The 24,757-nt window shown below is 38.0% G+C and carries 23 protein-coding genes and 1 pseudogene; 11 read left to right on the top strand and 13 right to left on the bottom strand.

All coding sequences use genetic code 11. The annotated features are described in order from the left end of the window. Window positions 1-175: 175 nt before the first annotated feature. Complete coding sequence (locus tag H4J52_RS12555; RefSeq protein WP_182224816.1) at window positions 176-1,723, top strand: glutamate synthase-related protein; 1,548 nt, start codon at window positions 176-178, stop codon at window positions 1,721-1,723. Window positions 1,724-1,849: 126 nt separating this feature from the next. On the opposite strand, the gene groL is transcribed toward H4J52_RS12555, so the two are convergent. The 3 genes from groL to H4J52_RS12570 all read right to left on the bottom strand — a co-directional run bounded on the left by groL (window position 1,850) and on the right by H4J52_RS12570 (window position 4,538). After that, window positions 1,850-3,493: a chaperonin GroEL gene (groL, locus tag H4J52_RS12560; RefSeq protein ID WP_182177325.1), complete on the bottom strand. Its 1,644-nt coding sequence runs from the start codon at window positions 3,491-3,493 to the stop codon at window positions 1,850-1,852. A 120-nt stretch (window positions 3,494-3,613) separates the two neighbouring features. After that, the gene (locus H4J52_RS12565) at window positions 3,614-3,907 is read right to left on the bottom strand and encodes a co-chaperone GroES (protein ID WP_182177327.1); all 294 of its coding nucleotides are present in this window, start codon (window positions 3,905-3,907) and stop codon (window positions 3,614-3,616) included. A gap of 118 nt (window positions 3,908-4,025) precedes the next feature. Beyond that, window positions 4,026-4,538 (bottom strand): FxsA family protein, encoded by a 513-nt coding sequence (locus tag H4J52_RS12570; protein ID WP_182177329.1) that lies wholly within the window; start codon window positions 4,536-4,538, stop codon window positions 4,026-4,028. Between the two features lie 158 nt (window positions 4,539-4,696). On the opposite strand from H4J52_RS12570, the gene cutA reads away from it, so the two are divergent. Beyond that, window positions 4,697-5,008: a divalent-cation tolerance protein CutA gene (gene cutA, locus H4J52_RS12575; RefSeq protein WP_182224818.1), complete on the top strand. Its 312-nt coding sequence runs from the start codon at window positions 4,697-4,699 to the stop codon at window positions 5,006-5,008. Between the two features lie 5 nt (window positions 5,009-5,013). After that, the gene (locus tag H4J52_RS12580; protein ID WP_182224820.1) at window positions 5,014-6,840 is read left to right on the top strand and encodes a protein-disulfide reductase DsbD; all 1,827 of its coding nucleotides are present in this window, start codon (window positions 5,014-5,016) and stop codon (window positions 6,838-6,840) included. A gap of 50 nt (window positions 6,841-6,890) precedes the next feature. On the opposite strand, the gene H4J52_RS12585 is transcribed toward H4J52_RS12580, so the two are convergent. From H4J52_RS12585 to H4J52_RS12595, 3 genes are read right to left on the bottom strand one after another with little or no spacing between them, the layout of a single operon-like run. After that, complete coding sequence (locus H4J52_RS12585; protein WP_182177335.1) at window positions 6,891-9,356, bottom strand: bifunctional diguanylate cyclase/phosphodiesterase; 2,466 nt, start codon at window positions 9,354-9,356, stop codon at window positions 6,891-6,893. Beyond that, window positions 9,357-10,541 carry a hypothetical protein gene (locus H4J52_RS12590; protein WP_182177337.1) on the bottom strand — a complete coding sequence of 395 codons (1,185 nt, stop codon included), beginning with the start codon at window positions 10,539-10,541 and terminating at the stop codon, window positions 9,357-9,359. A 1-nt stretch (window position 10,542) separates the two neighbouring features. Continuing rightward, window positions 10,543-10,929 (bottom strand): hypothetical protein, encoded by a 387-nt coding sequence (locus H4J52_RS12595; protein WP_182177339.1) that lies wholly within the window; start codon window positions 10,927-10,929, stop codon window positions 10,543-10,545. A gap of 420 nt (window positions 10,930-11,349) precedes the next feature. Between H4J52_RS12595 and aroQ the strand changes: the two genes are divergently transcribed. From aroQ to H4J52_RS12620, 5 genes are all read left to right on the top strand, one after another. Next, entirely contained in the window at window positions 11,350-11,805 is a 456-nt protein-coding gene (gene aroQ, locus H4J52_RS12600) for a type II 3-dehydroquinate dehydratase (protein ID WP_182177341.1), read from the top strand. Between the two features lie 79 nt (window positions 11,806-11,884). Then, window positions 11,885-12,322, top strand: coding sequence for an acetyl-CoA carboxylase biotin carboxyl carrier protein (accB, locus tag H4J52_RS12605; protein WP_182224821.1), 438 nt, complete (start codon window positions 11,885-11,887; stop codon window positions 12,320-12,322). Window positions 12,323-12,354: 32 nt separating this feature from the next. Beyond that, window positions 12,355-13,701 (top strand): acetyl-CoA carboxylase biotin carboxylase subunit, encoded by a 1,347-nt coding sequence (gene accC / locus H4J52_RS12610; RefSeq protein WP_182177345.1) that lies wholly within the window; start codon window positions 12,355-12,357, stop codon window positions 13,699-13,701. Between the two features lie 172 nt (window positions 13,702-13,873). Continuing rightward, window positions 13,874-14,038, top strand: coding sequence for an oxidoreductase-like domain-containing protein (locus H4J52_RS12615; RefSeq protein ID WP_182177347.1), 165 nt, complete (start codon window positions 13,874-13,876; stop codon window positions 14,036-14,038). Window positions 14,039-14,068: 30 nt separating this feature from the next. Next, on the top strand, window positions 14,069-14,239 hold the full coding sequence (locus H4J52_RS12620; protein WP_182177349.1) for an oxidoreductase-like domain-containing protein: 171 nt from the start codon (window positions 14,069-14,071) through the stop codon (window positions 14,237-14,239). Here H4J52_RS12620 and elbB read toward each other — a convergent pair. From elbB to H4J52_RS12635, 3 genes are read right to left on the bottom strand one after another with little or no spacing between them, the layout of a single operon-like run. Continuing rightward, window positions 14,236-14,889 (bottom strand): isoprenoid biosynthesis glyoxalase ElbB, encoded by a 654-nt coding sequence (gene elbB / locus H4J52_RS12625; protein ID WP_182177351.1) that lies wholly within the window; start codon window positions 14,887-14,889, stop codon window positions 14,236-14,238. The genes H4J52_RS12620 and elbB overlap by 4 nt on opposite strands. A 1-nt stretch (window position 14,890) precedes the next feature. After that, the gene (locus H4J52_RS12630; protein ID WP_182177353.1) at window positions 14,891-16,093 is read right to left on the bottom strand and encodes a multidrug effflux MFS transporter; all 1,203 of its coding nucleotides are present in this window, start codon (window positions 16,091-16,093) and stop codon (window positions 14,891-14,893) included. Then, window positions 16,090-17,538 carry a PLP-dependent aminotransferase family protein gene (locus H4J52_RS12635; RefSeq protein WP_182177355.1) on the bottom strand — a complete coding sequence of 483 codons (1,449 nt, stop codon included), beginning with the start codon at window positions 17,536-17,538 and terminating at the stop codon, window positions 16,090-16,092. Before H4J52_RS12635 ends, H4J52_RS12630 begins: the two co-directional genes overlap by 4 nt. Before the next feature lie 353 nt (window positions 17,539-17,891). Between H4J52_RS12635 and H4J52_RS12640 the strand changes: the two genes are divergently transcribed. From H4J52_RS12640 to H4J52_RS12650, 3 genes are all read left to right on the top strand, one after another. Then, window positions 17,892-18,794, top strand: coding sequence for a DMT family transporter (locus tag H4J52_RS12640; RefSeq protein ID WP_182177357.1), 903 nt, complete (start codon window positions 17,892-17,894; stop codon window positions 18,792-18,794). Between the two features lie 205 nt (window positions 18,795-18,999). Continuing rightward, entirely contained in the window at window positions 19,000-19,761 is a 762-nt protein-coding gene (locus H4J52_RS12645) for an ABC transporter substrate-binding protein (RefSeq protein ID WP_182223573.1), read from the top strand. A gap of 146 nt (window positions 19,762-19,907) precedes the next feature. Beyond that, window positions 19,908-21,017: a M28 family metallopeptidase gene (locus tag H4J52_RS12650; RefSeq protein WP_182177360.1), complete on the top strand. Its 1,110-nt coding sequence runs from the start codon at window positions 19,908-19,910 to the stop codon at window positions 21,015-21,017. Window positions 21,018-21,363: 346 nt separating this feature from the next. On the opposite strand, the gene H4J52_RS12655 is transcribed toward H4J52_RS12650, so the two are convergent. The 4 genes and pseudogenes from H4J52_RS12655 to H4J52_RS12665 form a co-directional block, all read right to left on the bottom strand. Next, window positions 21,364-22,242: a sensor domain-containing diguanylate cyclase gene (locus H4J52_RS12655; RefSeq protein WP_182224896.1), complete on the bottom strand. Its 879-nt coding sequence runs from the start codon at window positions 22,240-22,242 to the stop codon at window positions 21,364-21,366. 454 nt (window positions 22,243-22,696) lie between these two features. Then, window positions 22,697-22,839: pseudogene (locus H4J52_RS20045) on the bottom strand (transposase); the annotation flags it as partial. A 70-nt stretch (window positions 22,840-22,909) separates the two neighbouring features. Then, window positions 22,910-23,218: a transposase gene (locus tag H4J52_RS12660; RefSeq protein WP_182177362.1), complete on the bottom strand. Its 309-nt coding sequence runs from the start codon at window positions 23,216-23,218 to the stop codon at window positions 22,910-22,912. A 102-nt stretch (window positions 23,219-23,320) separates the two neighbouring features. Continuing rightward, window positions 23,321-24,667: a TAXI family TRAP transporter solute-binding subunit gene (locus H4J52_RS12665; RefSeq protein ID WP_182176796.1), complete on the bottom strand. Its 1,347-nt coding sequence runs from the start codon at window positions 24,665-24,667 to the stop codon at window positions 23,321-23,323. Between the last annotated feature and the right edge of the window lie 90 nt (window positions 24,668-24,757).

A 24,757-nucleotide genomic window follows, 5' to 3' on the forward strand; every position in this document is an offset into this window, starting at 1 on the left:
CAAAATAGCGTTGTCACTGAGACTCGTAGCTTGTGTGGCTATTAATACTTGGGCATGCAATGGCAGCGCTATATCATCATTTTGTTAAAAAAGACCGAACGTTAAAGAAAATAACCTTTGATAAGCAAAGCTAAAATTAAGTAGATATAGACAACAACTAGAAAAGGAAACAACAATGACTAACCCTATAATTGCAGCGATAGTGCCCAAAAAAGTGAGCCTTAATAAAGGGGAAGAATATTACTTTTGTAGCTGTGGCCAATCAAATAACCAACCTTTTTGCGACGGCTCTCATGCGGGAACTGACTTTACACCCAAACCTTTTACCGCCCAAGAAAGCGGAGATGCCTATTTATGCCAATGTAAACATACGGGTAATAGCCCTTTTTGTGATGGTAGTCATAAAAAGTTTGATAAAGAGCAAGTGGGCAAAGAGGGGCCCGGTGTTCAAATTCAAACGAGCAACGTAAGTAGTATGCCGACAGCTAGCGTAACGAAGGAAGAGCCAACTGTTGAATTGATTCATCAACTGGCTCGAGAAGGTTTATCTAAGATGGGACATCATGGTCCTATGACATCAATGGGGGTACCACGTTATCAACTGCCACACTGGGATGACCTACAAATAATGGTAGCACAAATGGCCAACAAACCATTGATGGAAAATGTGCCTGTGAATACCGAGTTAGTCATCGGTCCTATGGCTAAAAGACCACTTAAACTCGATATCCCATTGTTTGTATCGGACATGAGTTTTGGCGCACTCTCTGAAGAAGCTAAAATTGCTCTGGCAACCGGGGCGGAACTCGCAGGAACAGGTATTTGCTCAGGAGAAGGTGGAATGTTACCTGAAGAGCAGGCAGCGAACTCAAAATATTTTTACGAGCTGGCAAGTGCAGGATTTGGCTATGATGAGTCTACACTCAAAAATGTTCAGGCATTTCATTTTAAAGGCGGACAAGGTGCAAAAACGGGAACAGGTGGTCATTTACCCGGTAACAAAAATACAGGTAAAATTGCCGAAGTGCGCGGTATTGAGGAAGGTACCCCCGCCATTTCTCCACCAACGTTTAAAGATTTACATACGGCCGCAGACTTTAAAAATTTTGCCAACCGTGTGCGTGAAGTCACCGGCGGTATTCCCATTGGATTTAAACTCAGTGCCAATCATATCGAAGAAGATATTCAATTCGCATTAGATGCCAGTGCTGATTACATTATTTTGGATGGCAGAGGTGGCGGTACAGGTGCTGCACCTGAAATGTTTAGGGATCACATTAGTGTACCAACAATTCCAGCCCTTGCTCGTGCTAGAAAGTATTTAGACGAACAAGACGCGAGTGGACGAGTCACGCTAATTATTACTGGTGGTTTAAGAGTTCCTATCGACTTTGTTAAAGCGTTAGCTTTAGGTGCAGATGGTGTCGCCGTATCAAACAGTGCTATGCAGGCTATAGGCTGTGTAGCCGCAAGAATATGTAATACCAATAATTGTCCTGCGGGTATTGCTACGCAGAAAAAAGATTTGCGCCAGCGCTTAAATGTTGAAAAATCCGCAGTTCAGCTGAAAAACTTTTTCGAAGCCTCCACCGAACTAATGTCAGTCATGGCAAGGGCATGTGGCCACGATTCTTTTGAAAAATTCAATAGCCATGACTTAGCTACTTGGCACAGGGAAATGGCACTACTTGCTGGCGTAAAGTATTCAGGGATGGGTAGTTAAAGATGAACTAGTCAAGGTGGAATTAAACAAATCATTAGCAATGAAAAATCATCAAAAAAGCCCGCAGATTATAAAACCTGCAGGCTTTAAAAGTGTCACATCGCAAGCTTATGCAATGCTACGCATTTACATCATGCCGCCCATTCCACCCATACCGCCCATATCAGGCATTGCAGATGCGCCGGCATCTTTAACTGGTGAATCAGTGATCATAGCTTCAGTTGTTAACATTAAACCGGCTACAGAAGCAGCAAATTGTAATGCACTACGTGTTACTTTAGTTGGGTCAAGAATGCCCATTTCTAGCATATCACCGTAAGTAGAGTTGCCAGCATTGTAACCGAAGTTACCTGTGCCGTTACGCACTTCGTTTAATACGACTGAAGCTTCATCACCACAGTTAGCAACGATTTGACGTAATGGCGCTTCCATTGCACGAATCGCAACGTTAATACCATGTGTTTGATCTTCGTTAGCACCTTCAAGGTCTTTAATAAGGTCAGCAGCGCGAACTAAAGCAACACCACCACCAGCAACAACACCTTCTTCTACCGCAGCGCGAGTTGCATGCAATGCATCTTCAACACGGGCTTTTTTCTCTTTCATTTCAATCTCTGTTGCTGCGCCAATTTTAATAACCGCAACACCGCCAGCTAATTTAGCTAAGCGTTCTTGTAATTTTTCTTTGTCGTAGTCAGAAGATGAGTCTTCGATTTGACCACGAATTTGCATTACGCGACCTTGAATATCAGCTTCGTTACCAATACCGTCAATAATCGTTGTATTATCTTTGGTGATAACAACACGCTTAGCTTGACCTAAATCTTCTAATGTTGCTTTTTCAAGCTCCATACCGATTTCTTCAGAAATAACCGTACCACCCGTTAATGTCGCAATATCTTGTAACATTGCTTTACGACGGTCACCAAAACCAGGTGCTTTAACCGCGGCTACTTTAACGATACCGCGCATGTTGTTTACGACTAATGTTGCTAAGGCTTCGCCCTCAACATCTTCAGCAATAATTAATAATGGCTTACCTGCTTTTGCAACACCTTCTAAAGTAGAAAGTAATTCGCGAATGCTGCCTACTTTTTTGTCTACTAATAAAATGAACGGGCTTTCTAATTCAACAGTGCCACTTTCTTGGTTATTAATAAAGTAAGGAGATAAATAGCCACGGTCAAATTGCATACCTTCAACAACGTCTAATTCGTCAGTTAATGCCTGACCTTCTTCAACAGTAATTACGCCTTCAGTACCGACTTTTTCCATCGCTGTTGCAATAATTTTACCCACTGTTTCGTCAGAGTTAGCAGAGATAGTACCTACTTGTTCAATCGCTTTGTTATCACTACATTCTTGTGACAAACCTTTTAACGCTTCAACAGCAGCAATAACAGCTTGGTCAATACCACGTTTTAAATCCATTGGGTTCATACCCGCAGCGATCGATTTCAAACCTTCGTTAACGATAGCTTGCGCTAAAACAGTTGCAGTAGTTGTTCCGTCACCGGCTTCATCATTGGCTTTAGAAGCAACTTCTTTCACCATCTGTGCGCCCATGTTTTCAAATTTGTCTTCTAATTCAATTTCTTTTGCAACAGTAACACCATCTTTGGTGATAATTGGACCACCAAAAGATTTGTCTAATACAACATTACGACCTTTAGGGCCTAATGTTACTTTTACCGCGTCAGCTAAAACATTTACACCACGTAGCATTTTTGCTCGTGCGTCATTACCAAATAATACGTCTTTTGCAGCCATGTTGTTTCTTCCTATATTTTGTTAGTTTGTCGAACATCGTTCGACTACAATAATTTATGCACTGTAAGTTGAGGCTTAGCCTAACGAATTCCTACAGTTTATATAAAGTCAGTAGCGTTACTATGACTCAACAATCGCTAGAATGTCTGATTCAGAAAGGATCAAAACTTCTTCGCCATCAATTTTTTCAGTTTTAACGCCGTAACCTTCACTAAAAATAACTTGGTCACCTACTTTTACGTCTAAAGCACGTACTTCGCCATTTTCTAAAATGCGACCGTTACCCACAGCAATAACTTCACCGCGCGTTGATTTTTCTGCAGCACTTCCTGTTAAAACAATACCACCTGCTGATTTTGATTCTATTTCTTTACGTTTAATTATTACGCGGTCATGTAATGGACGAATGCTCATTAATTTTCTCCTGAGAGTTTGTTCGCTCTCAATAAATTTAAAATAAAAGGTTATAAAACTTTGTTGCAATTAAAGATGGGGCTAATTTAATACTTCACAAGCCCCGTTAAAACATTTTTTATTCTTTGCGCTCATACTCACCTTCAAGCGTTTCACCTTGGTGGTGTTCAATCGGCTTCTTAGTGCCTAAACCCTGTTCAAATGGATCAGACGTAACTGGCTGTTCTTGCTGAGTATGCACTGAACTTTGATAAGTAAAACCAGCCGCGCTTTGATTCATGACTAAATGTGACTGCACTGACTTGATCAACATACTTCTCACACTAGGGATCAGCAGTGATAATCCAAAAATGTCAGTAACAAACCCTGGGGTCACCAAAAGTATGCCAGCAACCAGTAACAGTAATCCGGCAACGATTTCATCTGACGGCATGTCGCCTTGTGCCATTTTGGTTTGTACTGAGTTTAAGGTGGCAATCCCCTGCTGCTTAACATTTTTTGCGCCCAACCATGCGGTAATAATAACAATAGCAATCGTTGGCCATGCACCAAGCCAAGCGCCAACATTAATCAGCACCATAATTTCGATAATAGGCACGGCAATAAAAAGGATAAATAAAAATCGAAACATTTAAAATCTCTTCATTAAAAAAATGGATATAAGATGAAACATATATGGGGTTGAGCAGGTCTTTTTCAAGCATCAGGTAATAACAAAGGATTTCGAATAATGACGAGTTACTCATTTAAATTAAAAGCACTTAAGCTTTTGTTAAGGAAAGTTAGTTAATGTTTCAAGTAATAATGTGTACTTGCCCTGATATAAACAATGCAAAACTTATTGCACAACACTTAATAAAAGAAAGGCTTGCCGCTTGTGTCAATATTGTTCCTAACGTTATCTCTATTTATCGCTGGCAAGATGCGATTGAATGTGACAAAGAAATACAGTTAATCATAAAAACACAAAGCGACAAATTTAACGAGGTAGCTAATGAAATAAAACGCTTACATCGTTATGATACCCCTGAAATTATCGCCATGAACATCCAGCAAGGCGACAATAGTTATTTAAACTGGATCAATGAGTCTTTAAAATAGTTGTTATGAAAAAAATTGTCTTACTTTTTTGGTTGGTCTTAACCAGTATCTTTTTACAATTACCGCATACTCAAGCTCAGGAATCAATTTTTGACACTTCATCTTCGTCTTTATTTAGTAACGATGATGAGTTCCTTAGTGTTGAGGAAGCCTTTGAATTTAATTTCCATCAAAAAGAGGATCAACTAGAGGTCACCTTTACAATAGCTGAAGGCTATTATTTATATCGTCATCAGTTTAAGTTCAGCATTGAAAACGCAGAGATAACCCCCTTTGAACTGCCTAAAGGTGAAGACCATGAAGATGAGTTTTTTGGTGTTCAACAAATATTTACTGAGCAACTTAACTTTACGATTAAGCTGGTTAATGTTGAAAATGACGCCAGTATAAAAATACGTTATCAAGGTTGTGCAGCAAAAGGCTTATGCTTTCCACCAAAAAGTAAAGTGGTCGAGTTATCAAAATTTAGTCATCAAAAGGCCAGTGATGCTAACAATGTTTTAGCGGCTATCTCGGCTAATAATGAAGCTGAAACAACATCGTTAACTGTTGAAAGTGCTAGCGAGCAGCATCAACTAGCTGATATGTTAAAAAGTGATAATATTTGGCTAACGCTATTAGCTTTCTTTGTAGGTGGTTTACTGCTCTCCTTTACCCCTTGTGTCTTTCCTATGTACCCTATTTTGACCGGTATTATTGTTGGTCAAGGCGACAAACTTTCTACAGCAAAAGCCTTTCGTTTATCGTTTGCTTATGTGCAAGGTATGGCAATAACGTACACATTATTAGGTATTGTAGTTGCATTAGCTGGCGCACAATTTCAAGCAATGTTTCAGCACCCTGCTGTATTAATTGTGCTAAGTGTTTTATTTATATTTTTAGCACTCTCTATGTTTGGCATTTTTAACCTTGCACTACCAAGTAGCTGGCAAAATAAATTAAATAACATCAGTAACAGCCAAAAAGGAGGTTCATATTTTGGTGTTGTTGTTATGGGCGCAATTTCTGGCTTAGTGGCATCACCTTGCACTACAGCTCCTTTAACAGGTGCTTTATTATATATATCGCAGTCTGGTGATATTTGGCTAGGTGCTTCAGCGTTATACGCGTTAAGTTTAGGTATGGGTATTCCGTTACTTGTCTTAGGAAGTTCTGGTGGTAAGTTACTACCAAAAGCAGGAACTTGGATGACCGTAATTAAGAATGTTTTTGGTTTATTACTATTAGCTGTACCTATCTTTTTAATGGAAAGATTTTTACCAGAAGTTGTGACACAAACCATGTGGGCAATATTAGTCTTATCAAGCGCAGGTTATTTTTATACGGTTAATCAACAGACAAAAAATAATTTTTGGTTTGGTGTTAGAAGCATTGTGATATTTGTAATGATATTTTTTGGCGCTAATCAAGCTTATCAATTAATCAATCCTAGCCAACAAGTTGCCGCAATCAATCAACAAGTGTTACAAAAACACTTTACGAAGGTAGTAACACTGACTGAATTATTAACGGAAGTAGAGCAAGCGAATAAACAAGGAAAAACCGTGATGGTAGATTTATATGCTGACTGGTGCATCGCTTGTAAAGAATTTGAAGAATATACGTTCAATGCACCTTCAGTACAGGAAGTGCTCAACAATACCCTGTTACTGCAAGTTGATATGACTGAGTTTGATTCTGTTAATAATGCGGCGTTCGCTAAAAAGTACCAAGTCTTAGGTTTACCTTCTATTTTATTTTTTAATCAACAAGGTAAAGAGTTAACTCAGCAGAGGGTAACGGGCTTTATGGGCGCTGAAGAATTTACTGAACACTTACAGAAAATTCTCTAACCCCTCGCCTTCAATAAACAAGCACACTTTAACTCGCACAGCTCTGCGGGTTAAAGTGCTGATACTTTCCAATAACCGTTGACAATTTTTGTGTCAATAAATTCCATCAGTTGTATTTCAGGAATAGGTTTAGAAAAGTAGTAACCTTGAATAATATCACAGTCGTTTTCCGTTAAACTGCGTAACTGGGCACTCGTTTCAACACCTTCTGCGATGACCTGCAACCCTAAGTTTTTCACCATAGCAATGGTTGACATAATAATTTGATAATCAGCTCGATTTTCTAACATGCCAAAAACAAAGCTTTTATCTATTTTAATAACGTCGACTGGCATTTTTTTCAAATAAGCTAAGGACGAATAACCGGTGCCAAAATCATCAATAGCGAAGCTAAAACCGACATCCCTCAAGCCATTCATCATTTCAATTGCACTATCAATATTTTTTACTAAAGTTTGCTCGGTCAGCTCTAGCTCGAAGTGACTTGCTTCGAGCGAAAACTCAGCAAGTAAATCGATTAAATAAGGGGTTAGATGAGGATCGGCAAATTGCCCTGCCGACAAGTTTATCGCAATACGAACATCTGTTAAGCCCTTATCGATAAATGTTTGGCAGAGCTCAAAACAACGCCTGATCACCCAATAACCCAGTTCAACCATATGCTGAGAATTTTCAAGAAGAGGAATAAAATCTTCTGGCGAAACCATACCTCGCTCAGGATGCTGCCAACGAAGTAACGCTTCAAAGCCGTATAGTTTTTTTGTTTTTGCATCTAACTGAGGTTGTAAACTTAAACTAAATTGATTTTTGGCTAATGCCTGTCTGACTTCACTTTCCATCATCACCCGAAGCGCAACTTTTTTATACATTTCCTCATGGTAAATATGATATTTGGCGCCACCGTCATCTTTAGCTTCGTACATAGCAATATCTGCATAGCTAATGAGATCTTCTGACTTAGTCATTTCTTCAGGAGCAAAAGCGATTCCAATGCTTGTACTCACATAAAAAAGGCTATTTTGTATTTTTATCGGTGCTTTAAACGCCTCTAAAATTTCTTCTGCAACAAGCACTGCGTCATTTTCATGGTCTATATGCCCAAGAACGACAACAAACTCGTCGCCACCAAAACGACAAGCCATATCAACTTCCCTAATACTCGAGCGCAAACGATTAGCCGCTTGAATTAACAACTTGTCGCCATCGGTATGACCATGGCTATCATTTACTTTTTTGAAGTCATCGAGATCTAAAAATAAAACGGCAATTTGTCCATCACTGCGTGATACATTGAGAAACGCTTTACGAAGTTGGTAGTTCAACATATTACGGTTAGGTAACCCCGTTAATAAATCATACATGGCAATATTTTCGAGTTCCTTCGTTTTTTGATCAACTTCAATGTTTAATTGTTCAAGTTCAAAACTTAACTCGGTGGCCGCATTTGCCAAAATATCTAGTTCATCAATATATTTACCATTTCTTTGAAGGTCTGTTTGACGAAATCGATCAAATTCTTTTTTTGCCAGTAAAGGTAGAACATCTGATAACACCAGTAAACGGCGTGTAAAGGGACTCGCAACAAAGTGGACAACAATAGCTAATGCAATAAGAATAACGAGCGTAAAAATCAAAAATTGCTGGCGATTATGTTGAAATTTTCGAGTAAAGGCGGTGACATCATCAATAAGAGCAAGGTAGTAGTATCGTTCATTAACATTAGCGATTGGAATTAAATTAATAAGATAACTGTTATCATCTACAGAGGCTTCTATCCCTTGGGTTTTAATGGTTTCGCTGTTAAAATTTTTCTGGTTAGCAACAAACAATTCGCTCACAAGTAAGGTATTTGTAGAGGTGATAAACTGAGCGTCTGCAAGTTTAAGCGTCACCGCACTATCTGTTGCTGATAAAAGGTTATCAACACGAGAAAAGCTGACAATTGCCAACTCATTTTCAAGCGCTTGATTAATATCAAAAATCATATCAACAAGTGAAACTGTCATCGCGACAACGGCCATATCACCTTTGCCATTTAATACCGGTACGGTTATTAACTGCACGCATTGCGCTTGGCAAAATAATGAATGTTCCGGTTGTTGAAGTTCGAGTACATTTTCGATACTCGCCTGAACAAACCTAGGGATCGGATTAGACAGATATAGTTGTTCATTATTGTCAGAAACTAACCAAACATTTTCAACATTTTGATTCATTTGTAACGTATCAAATTGTGCATAAAATTCTTGGGTTAACACATCAAAATTTTGTTGCTCTTTTAAACGGACAATGTCTGAAAAAGATTCCAGCCATATACGTCGTTGCTGCCGCAAAACGTTATTTTGTACGGTAAATTGTGCATGCCCTTTTCTTAAGGTGTCACTTTGATATTGTGTAAATTCTTGATTTAATCTTGATAAAGACTGATAAGAAAAAATAGCGCTCAATAGTATTAAAGCACCAATGACTAACACTAATAATTTAATAGGAACACTAATAAATATTTTTTTCATCATTTAAAACCAATACATTAATTGTACAGCCCACATTTTCCAGTGTTCACTGTTTGCTTGAGGATTGGGTAAAACAATAGGGTTAAGTCGAGCAGTGCCTTTTACCCAGTGGTATTCAGCATTAACTCTAAAGTTATCAGAAAAGTTGTATGAAAATCCTATCATGGCGTCATCTTGATAACCAAAATAGCTCGGCACTAATCCAGCACTTTGTTCTTGTAACTTATTACCTCTTTTATCATCTTTATCTGTATAAAATTTTTCGTAGCGACCAATCAGTGTGAGTTGTTGATCAGCTTTGTAGCGAGCTTGAAAGTAGCCCCCTTGACCCATACTGTCTTGATTAAATGGTTGAGCATAAAAGCCTTCCGTTAAAAACCTTGTTTGCAAAATCTCTGAAGTAAATCTCCATTGCTCCCCTTCAAAAACAGCATTTATAGTATAGTTTTGAAATCGAAATCGACCATCAACAAAAAAATCAAAAGTTGCACTTTTATAGTTAAACTCTGAATCTAATAAAGTTAAACCAAACTTCCATTGTGAAAATCCTGGCCGCCAATAAACACTTGCTTGTGTATCAAGCTCATGTTTGATATTACCCTGAGAAAATTCACTAAGCATAACTTCTGCATCCTTGCTTTTAATAGGACTTTTACCACGACTAAAATTAAAATCGAATTCACCATATTCATCATTGCTATAGGCTACCTTTAATGCGGCGCCATCACCTCCAACGGCGATGTCACGAAAACCGTCAAAATAAAGGCCTTGTGGTAAAATAATTGAAGGTCGTTCAAAAGGAATATCACGCGTACTTGAATGAAGCCAGTGAGCGTTTTTAAAGCGCCCTACAAAAAAATTAACCTGTAACTGCTCTGAACTATAGGCGTTCCAATCTACTAAAAAATAATCAACACGCAAACCTTCGTTGTAGCGATTACCACCATTTAAATAGACAGCTTGTGCAGCAAAGCGAAAGTCATCAGACAATTGATAAGAGGTGTTAAGTCCAATTTCAGTTAACTTTAGCGAAAGTTCACCATCGTCATTTACAAAATTACTGCCATCAACATCGATAACACCTTGAGCAACAAAACCATGTATTTTTAAAGGCTCCGCTGAATGGTCATCTTCAGCAATGACATTGAATGTCAGTAATACTAATAAACATATTAATTTATAATTCACTTTATTCATCAATTTCAAGCCGATTGACATCACTTACCTCATTAATATTTTCAATATAACCAATAGCACCTGTTGTTGACTTAACAGCCTGTATTAATTCTTGTTCACTCGAAACAATGGTGGGTGCAATGCCCATACCTGAGAAAGTTAACTTGTTCCAAATACGGTCAAGTTGATAAGGGAATAAACGCAGGGTTTCTTTACAAAATTGTTGGTGAATTTTAGTTGTGCTCGATAAAACAAAAATGGTAATTGGAACACCGTTTGCCCATTTGACTTGACGCATAGAATATATACGGCGCAGCTGAGTTGTTTTTATTGACGCAATATCAGCGCTGTTATTGGTAATAACTTCAACAGCAGAGATTGTAGGACTGCCAAAAAGCATGACAAGCACCATTAACCTATAGATAATTTGGTTGATAACTAAATCCTTGTTAATGGAAGCGGATAGTTTTTTACCTAGCCAAGTACACAGTAGTAACTATTTATAATAAGTGACTTAATACATAACAGCATACTTCCTGTTACTTTTTATATAAAAACTCTAAGCCAATGAATTAACTAATAAATATAGACAGTTATAGTGTAGTAAATTTTTACTAAAATACAAAACTTTATTGTTGGCTTATCAATAAAAAATGTCCTCTAAGTGATCAGACCAGTATTTTGCTGCTATATTCTGCGAAAACACTATAATAATCGCCTAACAGCAGAAATGTTCGATTTTGTTATTATCTATTCCATCACTGTAGTTTTTATGTGATGATATTTGTTAATTTGCTATTTAATAGGTTTTTCTCAGAACATGACCACAAAGTTTAAAGTTTTAGTGATAAATGGCCCTAACTTAAATATGTTAGGAAAACGTGAGCCTGAAATTTATGGTGCGCAATCATTAACCCATATTATTGATAATTTAACGTTACAAGCTTTACCACTGGGAATTGAGTTAAGCCATTTGCAATCAAATGCCGAACACCTGCTTATAGAAAAAATACATAATGCTCATAATGAAATTGACTTTATTGTGATCAACCCAGCCGCATTCACCCATACGAGTATAGCGATACGTGACGCTCTTCTTTGTGTAGACATTCCATTTATTGAAGTTCACCTTTCAAATGTCCATGCCAGAGAGTCATTTAGACATCATTCGTATCTATCAGACAAAGCTATAGGTGTTATTTGTGGTTTAGGCGCAGATGGCTATAAATATGCATTAGGGTCTGCGTATGCATGGTTAACTCAACATAAAAGTTAACGCATAAACAACAGAGAATGGCTGATATTCAGTGGTTCTATTGACAATAAACATTACACATTGATAAAAAGGTATTCAAATGGATATTCGTAAAATAAAAAAATTAATTGAATTAGTAGAAGAATCAGGTATTAACGAGTTAGAAATCTCTGAAGGTGAAGAGTCAGTACGTATTTGCCGTGGTGGTACCTTAGTACAAGCCGCGCCAATGATGCATTCAGCTCCTGCTCCAGTTGCTGTTCCAGTTAGCAATGATACGCCACCTGCACCTGCTGTTATTTCAGGTCATGTAGTGCGCTCTCCAATGGTAGGTACCTTCTACGCTTCAGCCTCTCCTGATTCGCCCTCTTTTGTAGAAGTGGGTAAACATGTAAATGCGGGTGATACTTTATGTATTCTCGAGGCAATGAAAATGATGAACCAAATTGAAGCTGACAAATCGGGGGTTATTAAAGAAATTCTAGCGAGTAACGAAGACGCTATAGAATTTGACCAGCCGCTATTCATCATTGAATAATCCTATATATATCAAAACAAAAGGGTCATTCCATGTTAGATAAAGTTGTTATCGCCAATCGAGGCGAAATTGCACTAAGAATATTACGTGCATGTAAAGAATTAGGTATAAAAACTGTTGCAGTACACTCTACGGCTGACAGAAACTTAAAACACGTTTTATTAGCTGATGAAACTATCTGCATTGGTAAAGCACCAGCACCTGACAGTTACCTTAATATTCCTGCCATCATAACGGCAGCAGAAGTAACAAATGCGGTAGCTATTCACCCTGGTTATGGTTTTTTAGCAGAAAATGCTGATTTTGCTGAACAGGTTGAAAAATCAGGCTTTGCCTTTATCGGTCCAAAAGCAGAGAGCATCCGTATTATGGGTGATAAAGTTGCGGCAATTAAAGCGATGAAGATAGCCGGTGTTCCTTGTGTTCCGGGTTCAGATGGCCCACTTAATGACAATGAAGCCGCAAATAAAGCCCATGCTAAACGTATCGGTTACCCGATTATCGTTAAAGCTGCCGGTGGTGGTGGCGGTCGTGGTATGCGTGTTGTGCGCAGCGAAGAAGACTTAGTAGAATCGATTGCTTTAACGAAAAGAGAAGCAGGTACTATTTTCAAAAATGACATGGTTTATATGGAAAAATTCCTTGAAAACCCTCGTCATGTTGAAATTCAAATAATGGCTGATGGTCAAGGTGGCGCAATTCACTTAGGCGAGCGCGATTGTTCAATGCAACGTCGTCATCAGAAAGTTGTTGAAGAAGCTCCAGCACCGGGAATCACCCCTGAAATGCGTGCTAAAATTGGTGAGCGTTGTTGTAAAGCTTGTCTTGATATTAATTATCGTGGCGCTGGTACTTTTGAATTTTTATACGAAAACGGTGAATTCTACTTCATTGAAATGAATACCCGTATTCAAGTTGAGCATCCAGTCACTGAAATGATCACCGGTGTAGATTTGATTAAAGAGCAATTACGTGTTGCTGCTGGTCAACCGTTATCTTATACCCAAGATGATATTAAAATCGCTGGTCATTCAATAGAATGTCGTATTAATGCTGAAGACCCACGTACTTTTGTTCCTTCACCGGGAAAAATCACTCGTTTCCATCCTCCTGGGGGTTTAGGTGTACGTTGGGATTCTCATATTTACGCTGAGTACTCAGTTCCACCAAATTATGACTCTATGATTGGGAAATTGATTACTTGGGGTGATAACAGAGATGTGGCAATCGCACGTATGCGTAATGCCTTAGCCGAATTAGTGATTGACGGTATTAAAACCAACATTGCCTTACATCAAGATATTTTAAATGATAAAGGTTTTGTTAATGGCGGTGCAAACATCCATTATTTAGAGAAAAAATTAGCTGAATCTGAATAACTTTCAGTAGATTTAATGATAAGCCCTGCATCGCAGGGCTTTTTTATGTCAGGGATGAGCGTTCAGATCTTAACCTGATAACAAAAGTGAAGTCCCGACATCCAAATAAGCGATGTCGTGGTATCATGGCTGACAATGAACAACCTATATCTTACTCACTGAATTTTAAAATATGACTGAATTACTTGAAAAACCTTTACCACCTGCCGATGGTGAATGTTGCGACAGCGCTTGTACACCATGTGTTTGGGATAATTTTTATGCGAAACGCAAAGCATGGCGCCTGCAACAAGTTGCCTTAAAAGAAAAACAGGTTCAAAAAAGCGAGTCGAATTAATATTAATCGATTTTGTAAGCGACATTTCTTATGAGTGAATTACTTAAAAAACCTTCAGTCCCTGCCGATGATGATTGTTGCGGTGGTGGCGCTTGTTGCCCTTGTGTATGGGACCATTATTATAGCGAACACGAAAAGTGGCGTTTACAGCAAGCTGAATTACACGCTAAAGAGCAAGCAGTAAACGCTGAACAACCTTAGCTCAAGGCAATCACTTTTTTCACCAGTTTATTAATGCCACTGGCCGCTTCAACAAGCGACGTGGCCAGCATATAGGCCGGTGTTGAGACAAGTTTGTGTTTTCCATCAACAATAATATCACCCACTTCGCAATCAACGTGCGCTAAACCACGATTCATTAATGATTCTGCAATATCACGATCTTTACCAATGGTCCCTTGCGTATCTTCACCATAAATAAGGGGGATCATTGCGGGTGCAATACACATAAAACCGAGGGGTTTATCTGCTTTAATAAAACATTGTGCCACAGCAAGCACTTCAGCATTGATTTGATAATTTTCTGCATCAAGGGCAAAGTCACATAAATTTTTTGCTGCACCAAATCCACCTGGAAAAATTAATGCATCAAATTCGTCTTGATAGAGCTCGGTAATATCTTCAATATCACCACGAGCAATACGTGCAGACTCGACTAAAACATTACGTGTTTCATCTTCACTAACAACGCCCGTTAAATGATTAATCACGTGATGCTGATTAATATTAGGTGCAAAACACCGGTAAGTTGCGCCTTGCTGCTCAATAGCGAGAAATGTCAAAACACTTTCATGAATTTCGCTGCCGTCGTAAACGCCACAGCCAGATAAAATAATCGCTACTCTTTTCATGTTAATCCTTAATTACTATACTTTTTGTCATATTCGGTAATTGACATAATAAAACGACTATTATCGAACACCACATTAATAATGCAAACGGTAAAGCACTACCATCGTAAAAATACGCTAATATGGGTCCCGCCAAGGCGCCAATACCAAAACGTAGTGTACCAATTACAGCGCTTGCTGTACCTGACTCACGGGTAAATTCTTGCATAATAAGTGCATCAGCATTTACCGCTATCATCGATAAACTCCCCATTAATGGCAACACAGCAATCGCTGTATAAACGAGCGAAAGTTGTAAAAAGTTAACCACAACTAATAAAGACGAAAAGCATAGAGCAACCATTAAACCGTAGGCCAGCATTTTTGTTGAGCCTTTACGGCTTACTAAACGCGTATTAATAAAATGTGCCATCATCAACGCGACCACATTAACCGCAAAAAGCAGACTGAATTCAAACTCAGAGACCTTAAAGACGGTCAGATAAACAAAAGGGATTGCGGTGATATAAGCAAAAAAAGCCAGCGATATAACCATTGAACTCACAATATTTAATTGTGATTTTTTGTTGGACAGCACAGTTTTATAGCGTTGAATAAAACTAACTGCCGCTAAATTCTGTTCTCGTTTAACTTCCGGTAAAAAGCGATAGACCAACAGTAAAATAATAAAGCTATAAGCAGCCAAACTTAAAAATATAAGTTCCCAACTGTGTAGTAACAACACCGAGCCAATACTGGGCGCTATCATAGGTGCAATCATCATGATCATTGATACGTAAGAAAACCCTTTCGCTGTATCTTTGCCATAACGCTCTTTTATCGTACCGGGCACAACGACCGTTGCAGCACTACTAATAAATGCCTGCAAAAACCTGAATGACAAAAACTGCTCAATACTGGTCACAAAAGCGATGGCAATGCTCATGACAATAAAGCCGGATATACCAAGCATAACGAGTTTTCTTCTGCTGCGCTTATCCGCTTGAGGGCCAAAAAACAATAAACCTAGGGCATAACCTAACAAATAAATACTTAGGCTATTCTGCACCGTTGGCATATCTGTAGACAGTTGCTCAGCCAATATAGGCATTGCTGGTAAATACATATCAATTGCCAGAGGAGAAATAGCAATAATTGCTGCTAATAATGGCAAGAGTAGCTTTAAGGACAGCTCTGCTTGTTCGCTAATTTTTAAGTTACTCATGATTTTTCCGGATAATCGTGAACAAGTTTACCAAGGTCGGCAATAGCTTTATCTATTTTTTCACACCATTTTACACCATAGCTGATGCGCATAAAGTTTTTGTATTGCCCGGTCGGTGAAAATATTTCACCGGGAGCAAAGCTAACGCCTTTCGCAATCGCTTGGCTAAAAAATTGACTAGTATCTACATGAGAACGACAACGGATCCATAGGACACTGCCTCCTTGAGGTTGTGAAATGCATACTTCATTTGGAAAATGGTTGGCGATTAAAGCGCGCATCCGTTCACAGTTATAGCGTAAGGTTTTTCTTAACACTTGTAAGTGGCGATCGTACTCCCCGCTCATCAAATAATCTGTTAGTGTCCATTGTTGTAACATTGGGGTTGAACAAGACTGAGCGCGCTTAATACGCTTTGCTGCTTCTTCAAATTTCCCCGGTAATAGCCAGCCAACACGATAACCAGGCGCCGCTGTTTTTGAAAAAGACGAACAAGTAAGTACTAAGCCTTTTTCCGAATAAAGCTGGGCTGGCACAGGACGATTTTCACTGAAATATAAATCGCTATAAACTTCATCTTCAATAAGAGGAATATCATGCGCTTCTAACAAGCTGACCATGTTCTGGCGCTGTTGGTCGGTCATCATAGAGCCAAGAGGGTTAGAGATAGCAGTAGAAAACAAACACGCTTTAACGGGATGCTGCTTAATAACCTTAGCGAGTTCGTCAACACAAACGCCCTCTTCAGTACAGGTGTAAACTTCTAAGGCTTTCATGCCAAGGCTTTCAATTAATTCAATTAACCCAAAGAAACAAGGCGATTCTACCGCGATAATATCACCGCGTTCCGCGACGCATTGTAAGGCAATTGACAACGCCTCTTGAGCACCACTGGTAATAATTATGTCGTCATGATTAATGGCAACACCCTGTTCCTGATAACGAAAAGCAAGGTTTAAACGTAATTTTGGATCGCCATTTACAGGGCCATAGCTCACCGCTTTCTCAGCATGTTTACTTAACACCGTTCGCATTAAGCGTGCTAACGCTTTATCTGGTGGGTGCGCATTAACCGGATTAGAAATTCCCAACGCAACCGAGTCCGGTAGATGAACAGCATCGTACACTTGCTCGATTAAACTTCGACAAGAAATTTCAACAGGCTCGCAACTTGCCCATATAGCGCGCATCGGCTTTAAAGTACGTGCTTTTTTTGCTTTTAAATAATAACCAGACTGTGGCCTTGCAGAAATAGTACCTTGGCGTTCTAATTCAATATAGGCTTGCTTCACGGTTGGAATACTAATCTCAAACTGTCTACTGAGCTTTCGTAAACTAGGCAGTTTATCTCCAGCTCTTATGGCACCACTTTTTTCTTGGAACTCAACAAAGTCGATAACTTGCTGATAGAGGAACTCTGAGGAAGATTTGTCTAAAAGACGCATTTTATCTAACCATTGCAAACTGTACAGGTTGCATTTTACATTTTCTGTATCTGTTACACAACAGTGTGTACTATAAACTATCTACAGTAGAGTCATTCAGTTAAACATTCAAACAGTGTGAAAAAGAACACCATGACTTTACTTTACATTGTAAGAAATCATTAGTAGCTAGACAAACATTTGATTAAATAATTATCGAATATAAAGCCCTGTTGTTATTGAATACACAATATATAAATGTGTCTAAACTGAGTAAAATAACGAAGTAATAAAACGTCAACAAAAATGATGTTAACGTTATTAAGTTAAATGCCGTGTAAAAAAATGATCGTCTAAATTTTCAGGAAAGAATAATGAACAACACACTATTATATGTGATCACCGTGCTTATCTGGGGAACAACTTGGATCGCCATTAATTACCAATTGGGTGACGTTCCACCTGAAGCTTCAATTGTTTATCGTTTTGGTTTAGCGGCAATACTTTTGTTTGCCTATTGCCGTTTTAAAAAGCTCTCACTTGCCTTTAATAGAAAGCAGCACTTACAGTTTTTATTTTTTGGCTTAATGCTATTTGGCTGTAATTACTATTTTTTATATTCCGCACAGCAACATATAAACTCTGCCCTTACCTCAATCGCTTTTTCAATGATCATGTTTTTTAATATCATAAACGCACGAATTTGGTTCAAAACTAAAATTACTCAGCAGACTTACCTCGGTGCTTTTCTGGGTTTAATGGGTATTGTTGTTTTATTTTGGCCACAAATTAACGATACAGAATTAGGCACAGAAACGTTACTTGGTTTATCACTTTGCTTTGTCGGTACTTTATTTGCTTCAACCGGCAATATGGTTTCAATGAAAAATAAACTCATGAACTTACCGATGATGCAAGCCAATGCTTGGGGTATGTTGTATGGCTCGATTTTTATGACAATACTGTTATTAGCACAAGGTAAATCGTTTACGTTTTCATATACTTTACCTTATATCAGCTCACTCATTTACTTATCTATTTTCGGTTCGATTATCGCCTTTGCAAGTTACTTAACACTACTAAATAACATCGGTGCTCATAAAGCTTCATACGCCAGTGTGATGTTTCCTGCTGTCGCTGTCGTCATATCAACAATTTTTGAAGGCTTTAGCTGGAATGTTTATACCGTAATTGGCTTATTAATTATTGTTGCTGGTAATGTTGTGGTGTTAACAAAACCGAGAAAAGAAAAGATAAATATACCAACAACACCCTAAAAATAGGTGGTGTTAACAAGAGACAAGCGGCATCAATCTATTTAACCGCGATTAAACTTTAGTGCACCATTTTTAGAAAAAACAGTAGCACAACAGCGTACACCTTCCGGTTTACGCTGTTTTTTTTAGCATAAATTTATTTAAAATAAAGACATATTTTTATTCAAATGCTACTATTTTTAAAAGATCATTAATTAGGGACAGCATGTTTAATAATTCATTGTGTCAATTTTTAATCTTAGCGTTATCGTTACTTCCTTTGAAGAGCGTAGCATGCCAACAAGCTGATGTTGCTTGTAATTCGCCTATCCCAACGTTAAAGTTTGACCCTTCGGGTTCCAGTGCTTGGTACCCTTATTATATTAACACGGGCGAAAAACGTGGCATCGTAACTGATGTGGTTGACGTTATACTCGTCAATGCCAATATCAACGGCCAAGAAGTTATTTTACCGCCAATGCGCACTAATTTATCGCTTGAAAATGCGGTGGTTGATTTTGATTTAATTAATCCTGATTGGTTATCTGAAGAGAAAAAGTCTAGCCGCTATGTTTTTAGTGATACGGTTATTCCAATCAAAGAGCATATTATTTATTTGGCAGGTACTCCTATCCCCAAAGATCTAGGAAAAGATGAACAATTAAAAGGTCAAAGTTTAGGTACTGTTAGAGGTTATTACTATCACAACGATCATTTATTTAATCGGCTAGATTACCCTTCAGAAAAAGAATTGGTGAAAGCACTTTTTAGAAAACGAATTACCTTTGCCATTAGTGGCGACAAGCCTGCACAGTATTGGGCAAAAGCGTTATCGGTACCTATTATTTTAGGCCCAATACATTCTGATGGTTTTTTAAGAGTAAGACTTCGAAAAGAACTAGAGTACCTACTACCTCAAATCAATCATGCGATTCAAACTTTAAAAGTGAATGGAAGTATTACCCGTATTATTGACTCTTATATATAAAGGTTATTATTGGCGCCTAATATTAATTGACGTTCTTTATGGTGATTAATTTTTTTCATTCTCTGTTATTGTTAATAATAAGTAACTCTATTATTCTATCACCATAAAATAATCAGCCCTTTTTCGTCCTCCCCTTAAGGATAAACATGAAATATTTCCACCCTTTGGCGTTACCTTGTTTCCTGACCAGTTCGCTATTACTCGTCACTCCTTGTTCTTTAGCAGCAAATCAAACCAATACAGATATTAATGAAAAACGAGCCTATACCTATCTTAAACAACTCGCTTCACCTACCGAAGGTATTGGCGCTCGCGAAGCTGGAACTGAAAAAGAACAGCAAACAGCAAGTTATATTAAAACCATGTTTGAAAAATTTGGTTACCAAGTTACTGAACAAAAATTTTCATTTCAAAGTGGAGAAATGGAAGGTGAGTCAAACAACATTATTGCCCAATGGGGTGATTCTACTAAACCTACTATAATTTTGGGTGCTCATTATGATTCGACCGCGATGAAAACAGGTTCAATGGGAGCAACCGATAACGGTGCTGGGGTAGCAGCAATGCTGGCAATAGCCGAAGCACTCACCACTCAGCTTCCTAAAAATTATAATATTCGTTTCGTCGCGTTTGGCGCAGAAGAAATAGGTTTAAAAGGCTCTAATCACTACGTTAGCGATTTATCCGCACGTAACGAAATTGGTAATATTGCTGCCATGATAAACTTTGACACCATTGCCGGTGGCGATAAAGTTTATGTACACAGCGCACATTCAACCCCTTATAAGCGTTGTAAAAGTGATGAGTACAACAGCGACACATCAATGCGCAATGCTTTACTCAGTGCATCAATTAACGTTTTAGGTGAAGACAATAAGTATGTTATTCATCCTGATTATGCGGGCTACCCTGAAGGTGTAACAGGTTCTTGGTCTGATCATGCGAGCTTTGCCTGTGCTGGCGTGCCCATTGCTTATGTTGAGTCAACAAACTTTTCGATTAACGGTAAGGATGGCTTTGATGGTTATTCTCAATCGACCAAAGAAAAGCTGTGGACTTGCTATGATCAAAAGAACGTTACCGCTTGTGATAAAAAGACCGAAAAAAACTGGGGAAATATTTGGCACACGCAATTTGACCGTTTAGATAAACTAAACGAAATATTTCCTGGCCGTGTAAAACAACAACTTGATAATAATGTTGAGGTGTTAATTGAATTGTTAACTGATCCTGATAAATACTTATCTTTAAAATAAAATTTCAACATAATACCTGAGGTTTGTGAGTGACTTTATAAAGACTAAAGCCACTCACGTCATTTGACCCGCAGCAGTCAACTTCCTTTGATTAGAGTCAAAAAGACTAATAGCTTTGCGTTCCCCAACCATACTGTATTTTCGATACAACCCAATAGCATGAACACTTTTGTCTCCTCGAATGATCAAAATATGGTATCGGGCATCTTGTACCAATACTTTTTTTGCTATTTCTCTTGAAGATGTAACCCCATAATTTTTTTACTTCCTGCGTTATTAATAAATAAATCATTTTCCTTCAAAATATTACGACCATAGCGACTAATTGGTCAAAGAACCTCAACTGCTACAAACTGAGATTAATTCTGTCTCTTCCTTCTGCTTTAGCGCGGTACAAAGCGGTATCTGCTGAACAAATAAGGGCTTCTGGGGTACGGTATTGACCACTATGTTCGCATGATATACCTTGGCTAACACTCACTCGTAGAGTTGAAGGCAGACCCAGATCGCTAAAATTAATGATGTTTATCTGTTGCTGAATTTGTTTGGCAATTAACTCTGCATCTGCTGTATGGTTGCGGGGTAGAATGACGGCAAATTCTTCGCCACCATAGCGTGCCGCTAAGCTATCATTCGAAGGTAAACAAGTATCGATAACCTTCGCTATTTTTTGCAAACATTTATCGCCATAAACATGGCCAAATTGATCGTTAAAGTGCTTGAAATAATCCACGTCTATAAGGATTAAACTAATGGGTTGTCCATTCACAATGCTATCAGTCCAACTTTTATTCAGCGTTTTTTCAAGATGATACCGATTCGCCAAACCCGTTAAATGGTCGATACTGGCTTGTTTGCGAAGTTCGCTATATTCAGCCTTATGTTCTGTTAAATTATGTAACACGCCAACAAACATCGGGCTACCTTGTGTTAGTGATTCTGGCAAGCGAGAAATCGATAAGTCCGCCTCCAACCAAGTGCTATCCGCACGGGTTAATAATACCTCTTTGGGACCATGACTTAATGGTTGCTTTTTGTTTTTTTTCCAATTTAGGAAGATATACTCATATTGTTCGCGATGGCGATCATGTAGAAAGTGAAACCAACGCTGCCCCACTAAAGCGTCTTGAGAATTGCCCAAAAATTTCGCAGCCATTGGGTTAATGAATTCGATGACACCATCAGCATTGACTACAAAAATACCTTCCGCAATAACATTTATCATCTCAATAAAGGCACCTATTTTTTCGTTGGAAAGGGAAATAGAGAATTTCTCAATCACTGAACATAAGTCCAGATTATGGCTGTTAGCCTCTCTTGAATTGTTAGCTGGAGTCATTAATAAATCCTTCGTGTGTTTACGGCATCAACCTGATGTCAAACACTCTAAAGAAAAAACTCATTCGCTACCTTCTGGTAACCTTCTTATTTTAACTCATTGTTTTAATTTGATTTATTGTCATCTTCAGACTTAAACTCAAGGTTTTTATATAACGGATTTTAAACCTGCAAGATAAAGTATCAACATTCAAGTCTCTGATAGGTATGAAAAAACTCGTTTTAGTTGGAAAAATCAATTAATGACACGGAGTATTTATTCTAAATTATTTAAACTTTTCGGAGTAAGGGACATATACTATTTACCGTTTAAGATCTCAAGCCATGCCTACACCCCCATGTATTACCACATACACATAGTTACTCATCACTGCGTAAGCACAAATTTCAGTGGCAAAGGCACCGGCCAAAATTAAACGACCGTCACACAATGATAATAAGGTGTATCAATCAAACTTACTTGGCTTTTTCGAGACCGAGGCATAATAACGCGCGCTATCGTCATTACCCAAACGACGATAAATATCGTGCATAACCCATTGACGTTGCGGTTTTTATCTACGTTCCCATAATGTGCCCGTTCGCCAATACGTTTTGTTGATATATTGTACATAACGCCGACCTACCGATTGCATTACTTTGGGCATAGACATTAGTTCACTGGGTGTCATGAGTAGGTGAACATGGTTTGTCATCAGCACATAAGCATGTACTGAAACTGCATACTTTACACAGGCATCACTTAGGCATTCGAGATAAAATAAATAATCATCGTCGGCAAAAAAACACACATTATGATTATTGCCGCGACTAATGATATGGCAAGCAACGTTTGCTAAAAAATGGCGTGGCTTACGGGGCATTATCGACTCCTTTCGTCCCTAAATACGCCATCAAGTATAGCTAATTTTTAAAAAATTCAAATGAGAATAGTTATCAAGTGTTACCGATCCCTTTATTTCTTTTCAAGTAACAATCAACTCAATTTGGTTTTTAAGGCTTATAATGCCGTTGAGTAAGTCGAAATAATTGCCTTCACTTCCTCTTGGTACACAACACTCATGAGCATCCGAATTCATACGAACCAAATGCTTGAGAAATTCTAATTTTTGATTTTCACTTATATTGTTTCCGTACAAACTATTTTCTATTTCTAGAAGTTCTTTATAATACGATTGTAGTTTAATATCAAAACGTCTTGTTCTGACGTTAATATTCAGTTTTGATAATGGGTAATAAATTGAAATCAAACCCAAAGCAAAGAGCCAAATTCTATCAATAAAACCAGCGATCAAAAAAGGGAAAAAACGTGCAGCCTTTGTAGGGCCATAATTATAAAATTTCTGCGCAATGGGACTTATCGGTATTAAAGTATCAATATATTTTGGAAATTCATTGCGTTTAGCAAAAGATGTAAGTGGACTGCTGTGAATCAAATTTTTTATCTCCATCAGCAAGGCTAACTGAAGATCTGGATGCATATCTCTGCTAACTATCAAACTAGTTGATGTAGATATCAATGAAACATCCTTTGTGGGAATATGCTTTAGTAAATCAATCGAACCAGCCGGTAAAGTCATAGCTTCAAAATAACTAAAATGCTTTTTATAAGCTAATGCATTTGTGAAACTATATAGAGCCATATTGGGATCGTCAAACAAGGGGCGAATTAAAGGATCATTAATATTGGTCACAATAATCACAGCATCTACATTTCCCTTCAATAAACGTTTCCTTATCTTTAAAAACTCTCCCAAACTGAAGTTCTGATTCTCATTCACATTGACATCTAAAGCCATGAATAAATCTTTAGCGATAACAAAAGAACCACTATTGGCTGGTCCTAGAGCAACCTTATAATTAGCCAAATCTTTCAAGTTTTTTAAAACCGGAATTTTATTTTTATTATAAAAAACAAATAAAGTTTCATACGCAATGCTGCCTAGTGAATAAATCCCATCAATCTGACTCTCGTCCAAAGCTGCACCATAAGTTAAACCAGCGTTAATTTTAGATGTTGGATTGTTAATTAGAGTCGCATTTTCGACAGCACCGCCTGTATTAAAAATGGTCATATTAATTCCTGAATTTTGTAGTTTTAACCTAGTATCTTTAGCAAATGAATACCATTGCGACTGATTAGTATCACTACTAAAATTAATAACTCTATTAGGAACAGGGTCTAGATAAAATATTAAGCTAATAATGGAAATAAAAATTACGCTCATTAAAATCTTTGACTGTCTAAATTCATCTCGAATAGCATGTAATTCATCTATAATATTGGTAGCAACATACTTAAATGTATTCATAAAGTACCGCCATATGAGACGTGTACGAAATGCTGTGCTCAACCCCACAATAATTAATATAGCTGGCGGGATTAACTTGGAGTGTACACT

Source organism: Colwellia sp. MB02u-14 (genome assembly GCF_014076915.1).
In the GTDB taxonomy this organism is placed as follows: Bacteria; Pseudomonadota; Gammaproteobacteria; order Enterobacterales; family Alteromonadaceae; genus Colwellia_A.